Annotated in this window: 14 protein-coding genes and 2 tRNA genes; 11 read left to right on the top strand and 5 right to left on the bottom strand. The window is 64.3% G+C overall.

Going from position 1 to position 9,578, the window contains the following annotated elements; translation table 11 throughout:
* Positions 1 to 265: hypothetical protein (locus AC1HIY_RS15995; protein WP_479577803.1), on the bottom strand; the 265-nt coding region annotated here is incomplete at its 3' end.
* Between the two features lie 231 nt (positions 266 to 496).
* Between AC1HIY_RS15995 and nusB the strand changes: the two genes are divergently transcribed.
* Entirely contained in the window at positions 497 to 976 is a 480-nt protein-coding gene (gene nusB, locus AC1HIY_RS15990; RefSeq protein ID WP_479577802.1) for a transcription antitermination factor NusB, read from the top strand.
* Positions 977 to 1,019: 43 nt separating this feature from the next.
* Positions 1,020 to 1,673 (top strand): metallophosphoesterase family protein, encoded by a 654-nt coding sequence (locus AC1HIY_RS15985; RefSeq protein WP_479577804.1) that lies wholly within the window; start codon positions 1,020 to 1,022, stop codon positions 1,671 to 1,673.
* 71 nt (positions 1,674 to 1,744) lie between these two features.
* Here the strand turns inward: AC1HIY_RS15985 and AC1HIY_RS15980 are convergent, their stop codons facing one another.
* Positions 1,745 to 2,284, bottom strand: a complete 540-nt coding sequence (locus AC1HIY_RS15980; RefSeq protein ID WP_479577801.1) for a hypothetical protein — start codon at positions 2,282 to 2,284, stop codon at positions 1,745 to 1,747.
* A 150-nt stretch (positions 2,285 to 2,434) separates the two neighbouring features.
* On the opposite strand from AC1HIY_RS15980, the gene ychF reads away from it, so the two are divergent.
* Positions 2,435 to 3,532, top strand: coding sequence for a redox-regulated ATPase YchF (gene ychF, locus AC1HIY_RS15975; RefSeq protein WP_479577800.1), 1,098 nt, complete (start codon positions 2,435 to 2,437; stop codon positions 3,530 to 3,532).
* Here the strand turns inward: ychF and AC1HIY_RS15970 are convergent, their stop codons facing one another.
* Positions 3,533 to 4,252: a hypothetical protein gene (locus AC1HIY_RS15970; RefSeq protein ID WP_479577799.1), complete on the bottom strand. Its 720-nt coding sequence runs from the start codon at positions 4,250 to 4,252 to the stop codon at positions 3,533 to 3,535.
* A 134-nt stretch (positions 4,253 to 4,386) separates the two neighbouring features.
* Here AC1HIY_RS15970 and AC1HIY_RS15965 point away from each other — a divergent pair, with 134 nt between their 5' ends.
* The 7 genes from AC1HIY_RS15965 to AC1HIY_RS15935 all read left to right on the top strand — a co-directional run bounded on the left by AC1HIY_RS15965 (position 4,387) and on the right by AC1HIY_RS15935 (position 8,025).
* Positions 4,387 to 5,214 (top strand): hypothetical protein, encoded by an 828-nt coding sequence (locus AC1HIY_RS15965; protein WP_479577798.1) that lies wholly within the window; start codon positions 4,387 to 4,389, stop codon positions 5,212 to 5,214.
* A 38-nt stretch (positions 5,215 to 5,252) separates the two neighbouring features.
* A complete protein-coding gene (locus tag AC1HIY_RS15960; RefSeq protein ID WP_479577797.1) occupies positions 5,253 to 6,518 on the top strand; it encodes an FtsX-like permease family protein in 1,266 nt (421 codons plus the stop codon).
* Positions 6,519 to 6,701: 183 nt separating this feature from the next.
* A complete protein-coding gene (rpmB, locus tag AC1HIY_RS15955; protein ID WP_479577796.1) occupies positions 6,702 to 6,938 on the top strand; it encodes a 50S ribosomal protein L28 in 237 nt (78 codons plus the stop codon).
* 41 nt (positions 6,939 to 6,979) lie between these two features.
* Positions 6,980 to 7,153 (top strand): 50S ribosomal protein L33, encoded by a 174-nt coding sequence (rpmG, locus tag AC1HIY_RS15950; RefSeq protein WP_479577795.1) that lies wholly within the window; start codon positions 6,980 to 6,982, stop codon positions 7,151 to 7,153.
* Between the two features lie 60 nt (positions 7,154 to 7,213).
* Positions 7,214 to 7,384 (top strand): DUF4295 family protein, encoded by a 171-nt coding sequence (locus AC1HIY_RS15945; RefSeq protein WP_479577794.1) that lies wholly within the window; start codon positions 7,214 to 7,216, stop codon positions 7,382 to 7,384.
* Positions 7,385 to 7,459: 75 nt separating this feature from the next.
* A tRNA-Pro gene (locus tag AC1HIY_RS15940) sits at positions 7,460 to 7,534 on the top strand.
* A gap of 420 nt (positions 7,535 to 7,954) precedes the next feature.
* A tRNA-Cys gene (locus AC1HIY_RS15935) sits at positions 7,955 to 8,025 on the top strand.
* Between the two features lie 67 nt (positions 8,026 to 8,092).
* Here the strand turns inward: AC1HIY_RS15935 and AC1HIY_RS15930 are convergent.
* Entirely contained in the window at positions 8,093 to 8,431 is a 339-nt protein-coding gene (locus tag AC1HIY_RS15930; protein ID WP_479577793.1) for an STAS domain-containing protein, read from the bottom strand.
* A 162-nt stretch (positions 8,432 to 8,593) separates the two neighbouring features.
* Between AC1HIY_RS15930 and AC1HIY_RS15925 the strand changes: the two genes are divergently transcribed.
* Positions 8,594 to 9,355 (top strand): TerC family protein, encoded by a 762-nt coding sequence (locus tag AC1HIY_RS15925; RefSeq protein WP_479577792.1) that lies wholly within the window; start codon positions 8,594 to 8,596, stop codon positions 9,353 to 9,355.
* Positions 9,356 to 9,359: 4 nt separating this feature from the next.
* Here the strand turns inward: AC1HIY_RS15925 and AC1HIY_RS15920 are convergent.
* Positions 9,360 to 9,578 (bottom strand): DnaB-like helicase C-terminal domain-containing protein (locus AC1HIY_RS15920; protein WP_479577791.1); only part of this gene is annotated, 219 nt, incomplete at its 5' end.

Genomic DNA, 9,578 nt, shown 5'->3' with positions numbered 1-9,578 from the left:
GTTCGGCGGCGAGGCGGGCCGCACCGAGGCCCGTGAGCGTGAGCGCCACCGCGCCGTAGCGCATCAACTGCGCCGGGGTGACGAGCCGCCGCCGTCCGTGCCGCCATGCGAGCAGCGCCGGCGCGAGTCCGAGCGCCGCCACGGCGAACCACGTCCAGAAGCCGAATTCCGGCAGCCGGTCGGCGAGCGCGATGCCGGTGGCCAGACCTCCGGCCATGAGCCCCGCCGGATACGCATTCCAGTGTATGCTCGAATCGGGACGCATCGAAAGGGCGGAAGGGGTGAGATTACTACAAACACACCAACCCCGCGAATTATAACCTCGAGGCCGAAAGAACGGCCGTCGGTGTTCTTTCGGCCTGTTAAGGCTTTGCAAAAATGTGCGCCGCATTTGGAATCGATGCGGCTGTGGGGTATTCTGAGAAATTGATTTCAAAGGGAAAACTTCCGGCGAAAAAGGCGAACCGTTTTATGTTCTTCGAAAGCGTGATTGGCTATGAGCAGCAGACGTGAAGCGCGCGAGCGTGTCATGCAGGCGTTGTACGCCTTTGAGTTGGGCGGCGGCGATGCGGAGCACATCATCGAGACGTGGCTTAAACCGAATCTGGCCGAGGATCCGGCGGGGCTCGAATTCGCCACCTCGCTCTTCCTGCGGGTCCTCGGGTGCGCCGAGTCGGCGGATGAGATCATCTCTTCGCACACGACGAACTGGGACATTTCCCGCATTGCGCTCATCGATCGGCTGTTGCTTCGCATGGCCATTTGCGAGATGCTTACCTTCGAGGACATCCCGCCCAAAGTCTCGATCAACGAGGCCATCGAGGTGGCGAAACGATACAGCACATCGAAAAGCGGAAAGTTCATCAACGGCATCCTCGACGCGGTTTTGCTTGATCTTCAGCGTGAGGGTCGGCTCAAAAAGGCCGGGCGCGGGCTGATCGGGATGGACTCGATCCGCGATCGCGTCGCCACGTGACGGTGTCGCTGCCCATCCACCACCCTTCATCTCTTTGCGACAGATGGGCCTCATTGCCATCGGCGACATTCACGGGTGCGCGCGCACGCTCGAGGCTTTGCTCGAACGCCTCGCACCCGCCTCCGACGACCACCTCATCTTCGTGGGCGACTACGTGGACCGGGGGCCGGACTCGCGGGGCGTCATCGACCAACTCATTGCGCTTCGGGCGCATCAGCGATGCACCTTCCTCCGGGGAAACCACGAGGCGCTCATGCTCGGCTATCTCGACCGGGGTGAATACGATCTGTGGCGCGTCAACGGCGGCATCGCCACGCTGAACAGCTACCTCGAGGACAACGAAGTCCGCATCCCTCCCGAGCACATCGACTTCATCCGCGCCACGGAGCTCTATCTCGACACGCCGGAGTTTTTCTTCGTCCATGCCGGATTGAAGCCGAACCTGACCATCGCCGAGAACCTCGAACGCTTCGGCGAGGAGGTTTTTCTGTGGGAGCGGGGGCACCTGAAGGCCCGGAAGCTGGCCTGGGAGAAGCCGGTCGTGTGCGGTCACACGCCGCTCGAAGAGCCGCTCAACGAGGAACGGCTCATCACCATCGACACGGGCTGCGTGTACCACATGTATGCCGGTCTCGGGCGTCTGACCGCCGTTCGCCTGCCCGAGCGCGCATTCCTCTCCGTCGATTATCAGGGATGAGGTTCGGATTGCGGATCGTGTAATGCCGTTTCCCCGCGCACCCCGGACGCCGCCGGAGCCGATTGGAGGGGTCAGAACGAGAACCACAGTCCGGCCCGGAAGGCGGGGCGATGGAAACCGGCCTCGGCGAAGAGCGTGACGCCGTCTCCGAGGGTGGTGGAGAAGCGCCCGAAGAGTTCGAGAAAGAGGCTGAAACGCTGGTTTTTGGTGAAGCGCGTCTCATTAAAGGCGAACAGGAGCGCGGGTCCGAAACGCACGCCCACGTCGAGGTCGTAGCCCCGGTAGCCGGCGTTGCCGAGGGTTCGCTCGATGCCGAGGATACGGATGGAGCCGCCGAGGCTGCCCGAAAGCTGTACGTTTCCCTCGCCTCCCCGGTAGGAGGGCGAGACGTCGGCCGTGAGGATGAACTCCTGCGAGTAGAAGCTCCGCAGCGCGACGTAGCCCACCTGAAGGCCCGCGCTTGGGACCACCCCGAGTCCGACCTGAAGCTGACGCCCGTTCGGGGCTTGCGACGGGGCCTGCGCCGCCGCCCCCGCACAGAGGCCCGCGACGAGCATCCACGCAGCGAGGAGCGCCGGGACGGAAGCAGGCAACGGAAGACGTCGAAGCATAGGCGTATGCGGCGGGCAGAGAGCAGACTTCGGCCCTTCTTAACCGCGCGGGTGGAACAATCAGGCCCGCGCCCGGATATCGGAGAGGTTTGTTTTGAAACGCACCCCGCGCCCGTTTATTTCCGAACGGGCGTCCTCAAGATAGAGAAGATGCCGTTACGATGTGGAATCGTCGGGCTGCCGAATGTCGGGAAGTCCACTTTGTTTAACGCCCTGAGCAATGCCGGGGCGGAATCCGCCAACTATCCCTTCTGCACCATCGACCCGAACGTCGGCGTCGTGCCCGTGCCCGACGACCGCCTCGACCGGCTGGCCGATCTGGCGGGCTCGGCGAAGGTGGTGCCGACGACCATCGAGTTCGTGGACATCGCGGGCCTCGTGGCGGGCGCCTCGAAAGGGGAAGGGCTGGGCAATCAGTTCCTCGGCCACATCCGCGAGGTCGACGCCATCGTACACGTGGTGCGGTGCTTCGAGGATGAGAACGTCGTCCACGTCGCCGGCACGGTCGATCCCGCCCGCGATATCGAGATCATCGAGACGGAGCTTTTGCTCAAGGATCTCGAAAGCCTTGAGAAGCGCATCGAGCGCACGGGGAAAGCGGCCAAGAGCGGCGACAAGAAAGTGAAGGCCGAACTGGCGTTTTACGAGCGCCTCCGCGACCACGTCAGCGAGGGCCGACCCGTGCGCGCCTTCGAGATTCACGGGGACGACGAGCAGTTGTGGCTGAAGTCGCTCTTTCTCCTTTCGACGAAGCCCGTCCTCTACGTGGCCAACGTGTCCGAGGAAGACCTTCCGGACGGGAACGCCTACGTGGAGGTCGTGCGCGAGATCGCCGCAAAAGAGGGCGCGCGCGTGGTGGTGGTGTCGGCGGATCTGGAGGCGCAGATCGCCGAGCTCGATCCGGAGGAGCGCGCCGAGTTTCTCGCGGAGGCGGGCCTCGAACGCTCCGGCCTCGAACGGCTCATCCGCGCCGCCTACGACCTGCTCGGGCTCATCACCTTCTTCACCGTAGGTCCGAAGGAGGCCCGGGCATGGACGATCCGGACGGGCACGAAAGCGCCCGCCGCCGCCGGCGAGATCCACACCGACTTCGAACGCGGCTTCATCCGCGCCGAGACGATCAAGTTTGCCGACTACGAGCGGTACGGCACGGAGGCGAAGGCCCGCGAGGCCGGAGCGATGCGCTCGGAGGGCAAGGAGTACGTGGTCGAGGACGGCGATGTGCTGCTGTTCCGGTTCAATGTGTGATCAGAACAGCTTCCCGAAGAGAATGCTGATGGAGGGGGAGCCGAAAAAGTGCCGGGCCTCCTGGATGTCCGGTTCGAGGAGCTGGATGCCGTCGAAGAAGTACGTGAACGTATAGCCGAGACGGACGCCCTGGGACACCTTTTGGCTGCGCCCGAAGTTTGCGCCGAGGGCCACCGTGCCGCCGAGGCCGAGGCGCATCCGTCCCTTCGGCAAGGCGCTGAGCGAGTCGTAGATCCGTTCTCCGTCGTCGAGCACGCCGTTGTCGTTGTCATCGCGGAAGTACGGGTATTCCCACCCGAGCGTCGGGCCGGAGGAAAGCTGGAGGTACGGGCGGAAGTTGTCCTCGATGCTTTCTTTGAAGAGCCGCTGTTGAATGCCGATCTGGGCGGGCAGCATGAGGAGATAATTGGCTTTGTTCGGGATGTCTTTTTGCCCGAAGCGGTCGAAGAAGGCGACCTCGCGTTCGTCCTTGCCTGCCCCGAGGCTCATCTCCGCGAGAAACGACATCGACGCGGTGAGGGTGTGGTGATAGTAGCCGCCGAGCCCGAAGCCGCTGTTCGTGAGCAAGACCTGTGCGCCGAGGCCCGTCCCGTACGGGTTTTTCTTCTCCCCATCCTCTTGCGTCTGCGCGCGCGTCGTCTGCGCGCAGGCGAGCGCGAGGGCGACGAGGCAGGAGGCGCGGAAAAGGCGCCGGGTGCGAATGTGGGACAGCGCCGGCATGATGCGGGTTTTTCTCTGAGGGGCGGGTTATCGAAACCCGTCCGGCAAAGCTTTGTTCTGAGGGGCCGGGTGTGTGATTCTTCCGTTTCCTATCTTGGTCGCCACTCCTTCCCCACCGCTTATCTCTGTGTGCCATGAACGCTCGTTCTCGTTTCTCCCCCTTCCTGCCGGTTCTCCTCGCCGTTCTCGTGCTCGCCCTCGGATGCGAGCCTTCTCGTGAGAAAAGCCCCCCGCCCGCCGTGTCCGTCACGCTGCCGCCGCTCGAGACGCATGCCGACTCCGTGGCGATGCGTGTCTACGACGCCATGGGCGGCCCCGAAGCCTGGGCGCAACTGCGGTATCTCGGCTTCGAGTTTACCTTTCAGCCGGAGGGCGGTCAGCGGCGCCCCGGCCGGAAGCATTTCTGGGATCGGAAGACGGGCGCCTACCGGCTCCGATGGACACGCGGCGCCGACACGACGTACACGGTCCTTTTCAACGTGAACACGAAAGCAGGCACGGCCTTCCGCAACGGCGCCCCGGTCGATTCGACGGAGAACGAAGGGCTGCTCGCTTCCGCGTATCGAAGCTTCATCAACGACACGTACTGGCTGCTCATGCCGGTGAAGATGCTCGACCCCGGCGTGAATCGGGCCTATGAGGCCGACTCTTCCGACGCCGCCACGGAGGTGATCCGCCTCACCTTCGGCGAGGTCGGGCTGACGCCGAAGGACACGTACTGGGTGTATGTGGACAAGGCCTCGTGGCTCGTCCGGCACTGGGCGTACGTGCTTCAGGGGCGCGAGGGAGAGCCGCCCACGCACTGGGACTGGACCGGTTACGAGACCTTCGAGACGCCTGCCGGACCTCTTCGCCTCGCCACCCGTAAGGTGGGCAGCGCCGGAGCGATCCTTACCGACCGCATCGTGATGCCCCTCAGGGCTCCGGAGGGCCTCTTCACCGATCCCGCGCACGACTTTTAGCTTTCGAAGAACGCCCTCTCCGAACCCTCCCTCGAAGCATGGATTTCCGCTTTCTCATCGCGCGGCGGTACCTCGTCAGCCCGAAGCGGGTGTCGCTGATCTCGACGATCACCGGCATCTCGATGGCGGGCGTGGGGCTTGGCGTGGCGGCGCTCCTGATCGTGCTCTCGGTGATGAACGGCTTTTATGACTTCGTGCGGGACATGCTCGTCTCTTTCGACCCGCACGTGCGCATCGTCAGCGCCGAGGAGCGGGGGATCAGCGGGGCAGATTCGCTCATGGCCGTCGCGCTGACGATCCCGCACGTCGAGCACGCCTCGCCGTTCGTCGAGGGCAAGGCGTTGCTCGTGCAGGAGGGCGGCGGCGAGGTGAACAAGGTGGTCATCGTGCGGGGCGTGGACGCCGCCACGCTGACGGGCGTCAGCCGCGTCGTCGAGCGGACGCGCGTGGGGCAGTTCGATCTGTCGCGGCGCGACGGGCGGCCCGGCGTCGTGATCGGGATGCGTCTCGGGCAGCGCTTCGGCCTTACGCCGGGCGCGCGCGGCCGGCCGGCCTCCGAGGTGTCGCTCCTCTCCGCTCCCGCCATCGAGCGGATGTTCACGCGCCTCTTCGGCGGGCCCTCGTTCACCCGCTTCGAGGTGCGCGGGCTCTACGAGCTCGAAGCCGTCTACGACGAGAGCCACGTCTTCATCGCCCTCGACGAGGCGCAGCGCCTCTTTCGCATGGGCGACCGCGTCTCCGGCGTCGAGCTTCGCCTCGACGACCTCGACCGCGCCGACGCCGTGAAGGCCGCCCTCGAAGCCCGGCTCGACCCTGCCCGTTTCTCCGTGCTCACGTGGTACGACCTTCAGAAGTCGCTCTACGACGTGATGCTCCTCGAGAAATGGGGCGCGACGCTCATCCTCACGCTCATCATCCTGGTGGCCGCCTTCAGCATCGTCGGCTCGCTCACGATGGTCGTCATCGAGAAGCGCCGAGACGTGGGGGCGCTCCGCGCGATGGGGGCTTCGCGGAAGGACGTCCGCCGCATCTTTCTGCTCGAAGGGCTGCTCATCGGCGTCGTGGGGACGGGGGGAGGGCTGGCGCTCGGGCTGATCGCGCTCGTGCTTCAGATGCAATTCGGGCTGGTGTCTTTGCCCGGCGCGGAGTCGTTCCTCATCGACGCCTACCCCGTGTCCATCCGCCTGCTCGACGTGGCGCTCATCGGCGGGGTGGCCGTGGCCCTGTGCGTGCTGGCCTCGCTCTACCCGGCGGCGCGCGCGGCTGCCATCGAACCCGCCCAGGCCGTCCAGATCGACGGGTGACGGCGGCGCCCTTCACCGATTATTGGCAGAGGAACCTCTTTTTGGGAGGGGCGTTCGGTTGCACGCCGAGGGATAAAGGGCTTATCTTCACGGTCTTGTGCCGCCCATGCGGCATTTTCTGTCTCGGATGAGAATCGACTGAGGCCGGGCCGGGTGGCCGGCATCGCTAACCGAAGAAGGACGATGGCACGCAAAGATCAGTTGACGGGCAAGGGCCCGGTGGCGGGAAATCACGTATCTCACGCCCACAACAAGGCGAAACGCCGCTTCGAAGTGAACCTTCAGAAGAAGCGTTTTTATATTCCGGAAGAGGATCGCTGGGTGACGCTTCGGGTGTCGGCTCAGACGATCAAGACGATCAACAAGAAAGGCATCATGGCGGTGCTCGATGAGGCCCGCCGGCAGGGCGTGCGCATCTGAGGCGACCGCGCCGCATTGCATAAAGACCACGGGTTTTCGTCATGGCAAAGAAAGGAAAAGACGTTCGGATGAAAGTGATCCTCGAGTGCACCGAAGCGCCGGGGACGTCGCGGTATTCGACCACGAAGAACCGGCGCAATACGCCGGGACGTCTGGAGCTGCGCAAGTACAACCCCACGCTTCGCAAGCACACGGTTCACCGGGAAATCAAGTAAGTTGCGCCGAGAGGCCCGTTTGGGCGGGCGTTTGACCGCAAAGTCTCAGAGGGATCAACGATGGCAAAGAAACAAAGCTTCGGCGACAAGGTGCGCAAGCAGAAGGCGGAGGCCCGCCGGATGGCCAAGGTCGTCCTCGCCGAGAAGAAACCCAACGGCCAGTACCGTTTCCGCCAGAAGATGGTGGACGTGGACGAGGTTCAGAAGGAATTGCAGGCCGCCCGCAGCTGAGCAACGATCCGCATCGACCGGGGTTCGGGCCGCAGGCTCGCGCAACCTCAACGTTGGACCTCGGTCGAAGGACGGCGGGGTGTGGCGCAGCCCGGTTAGCGCGTCTGCTTTGGGAGCAGAAGGTCGCCGGTTCGAATCCGGCCACCCCGACCCGTGTTCTTTACATTATGCGCCCGTAGCTCAACCGGATAGAGCAGCGGACTTCTACGAAAAGTGGGCCGCTGTGGAGAAATTCGCAGCGTGAACGTGGTCAAATTCGGGGAAACCTAAGGAGGGCCGCCCCCGCAGGTCGGCTGCTCTAGGGCAATCCCGAGCCAAGCCGGGCAATCCGAGATTGCTGATCCCGGCGACTCTCACGCGCGGCTTCCGGCGTGGGAAGCCGAGATCGACGGAAGGTGTAGAGACTAGACGGCCACCACCTACGTCCCCGCGGGGATACGGTGAAGGGATAGTCCAGGGAGTCGGGAAACCGGCACAAACCTGAATCCGCAGGTTGCAGGTTCGAGTCCTGCCGGGCGTGCCCATGATAGACGGAACCCCGGCCCTCGACGGCGCGCCGGGCCGAACAAAGGTGACGTGGCCGAGTGGCTAGGCAAGGGTCTGCAAAACCCTGTACGGCGGTTCGAATCCGCCCGTCACCTCGCGAGAACAGCCCGCATGTCCTCCCTTCGGAGCGCATGCGGGCGTTCTTTTTTGGGCCTCGCGCACTCAGGCGCTGAGGGCCTCGCGGGCGGCGCTCACCGAAGGGAAGCACGGTATGACGCGGGTCAGACGCACCACCCTTATGGCCGCCTCGGCGGCTACGGAAAGGCTCGCCAGAAGCACCGCGCCCTCCTTGCGGGATGCCCGGCGGTAGAGGTGAAAGATTGCGCCGAGGCCGCTCGAGTCCAGAAGTCGGATGTCGGAGAAGTCGAGGATGAAGATGCAGGCGCCGTGGTTCAGGGCATTCCCACAGGTGGTTTTGAACGTCTCGGCGTTTCGATAATCCAGTTCCGCGCCGACGTGCACCGTCGCCGTGCGGCCCTGCAACTCGGTTGCGAAGCTCATAGGTCCGTAAGTAAGGTAAGGGGGGGCCTGAGGTATCGGACCCGAGACCGGAGTATTAAGCAGGGTTTGACCCCGGGGATCATGGCGCGGGACGATCCCACCCCGGCATCGTATATTGCCCGCCGCCTCCCGAAAGGCTCTCAAACGATTGGAGAAACGCCCGTGGACTGGATCACCAACCCCGAAGTATGGATCGCGCTGGCCACGTTGACGGCCCTCGAGATCGTGCTCGGCATCGACAACATCGTCTTCATCTCTATTCTCTCCTCCCGATTGCCGGCGCACCGCCAGGCGCGTGCGCGCCTGCTCGGGCTGGCGCTGGCGCTCCTCGGGCGGGTCGCGCTCCTGCTCTCGATTGCCTGGATCATGCGCCTGACCGCCCCGCTCGTCGACGTCTTCGGCCACGCCTTCTCCGGGCGCGACTTCATCCTTATCGGCGGCGGGCTTTTTCTCCTGGCCAAGAGCACGCACGAGATCCACGAAAACCTCGAAGGCGAAGAAGACGAAGGATACCGCGTGCGTAAAAAAGTGACCTTCACCAGCGTTTTGATCCAGATCTTCCTGCTCGACCTCGTCTTCTCGCTGGACTCGGTCATCACTGCCGTCGGGATGGCCGAGCGACTGGGCGTGATGATCGCCGCCATCGTCATCGCCATCGTCATCATGATGATCAGCGCCGAGGCCGTCTCCGCCTACATCCACCGCCACCCGACCGTGAAAATGCTGGCGCTCTCATTCCTGTTGCTCGTGGGGGTGGCGCTCATCGCCGATGGCCTCGGGTTTCACATCCCGCGCGGCTACATCTACTTCGCGATGGGCTTCTCGGTGTTCGTGGAGATGCTCAACCTGCGGGTCCGGCGGCGACGGCGGTCGCCCGAAGAGCCGGTCGTGCTCCGGCGCACGCCTACGCTCGAAGATTCGTAACGGCTCAGAAGGGCGCGTCGGGAGGCGGGGGGACGGGCGCGCCGTCGCCGCCGCCCATGTCCATGCCGCCCTGGTCGAAGCCGTCCGGCGCGTAGTGCATCGTGAGGTTTTCGAAGCGGGCGAAGTTCTTCACGAAGGCCAGCCGCACGTCTCCGATGGGACCGTTTCGCTGTTTCCCAATGATGATCTCGGCCAGCCCCTCGGTCGAGTTGCCCTGGTCGTC

Source organism: Rhodocaloribacter sp. (assembly GCF_056451265.1).
Note: the sequence above shows the minus strand (reverse complement) of the source record. Positions and strands in the feature narration are given on the sequence as shown.

Excerpts from the sequence above, each read along its gene's own strand:
- rpmB (WP_479577796.1), top strand. The coding sequence starts at position 6,702 with ATGGCACGCAAAGATCAGTTGACGGGCAAGGGCCCGGTGGCGGGAAAT.
- ychF (WP_479577800.1), top strand. The coding sequence starts at position 2,435 with ATGCCGTTACGATGTGGAATCGTCGGGCTGCCGAATGTCGGGAAGTCC.
- AC1HIY_RS15965 (WP_479577798.1), top strand. The coding sequence starts at position 4,387 with ATGAACGCTCGTTCTCGTTTCTCCCCCTTCCTGCCGGTTCTCCTCGCC.
- AC1HIY_RS15960 (WP_479577797.1), top strand. The coding sequence starts at position 5,253 with ATGGATTTCCGCTTTCTCATCGCGCGGCGGTACCTCGTCAGCCCGAAG.
- AC1HIY_RS15970 (WP_479577799.1), bottom strand. The coding sequence starts at position 4,252 with ATGCCGGCGCTGTCCCACATTCGCACCCGGCGCCTTTTCCGCGCCTCC.
- nusB (WP_479577802.1), top strand. The coding sequence starts at position 497 with ATGAGCAGCAGACGTGAAGCGCGCGAGCGTGTCATGCAGGCGTTGTAC.
- AC1HIY_RS15930 (WP_479577793.1), bottom strand. The coding sequence starts at position 8,431 with ATGAGCTTCGCAACCGAGTTGCAGGGCCGCACGGCGACGGTGCACGTC.
- rpmG (WP_479577795.1), top strand. The coding sequence starts at position 6,980 with ATGGCAAAGAAAGGAAAAGACGTTCGGATGAAAGTGATCCTCGAGTGC.
- AC1HIY_RS15980 (WP_479577801.1), bottom strand. The coding sequence starts at position 2,284 with ATGCTTCGACGTCTTCCGTTGCCTGCTTCCGTCCCGGCGCTCCTCGCT.
- AC1HIY_RS15945 (WP_479577794.1), top strand. The coding sequence starts at position 7,214 with ATGGCAAAGAAACAAAGCTTCGGCGACAAGGTGCGCAAGCAGAAGGCG.
- AC1HIY_RS15985 (WP_479577804.1), top strand. The coding sequence starts at position 1,020 with ATGGGCCTCATTGCCATCGGCGACATTCACGGGTGCGCGCGCACGCTC.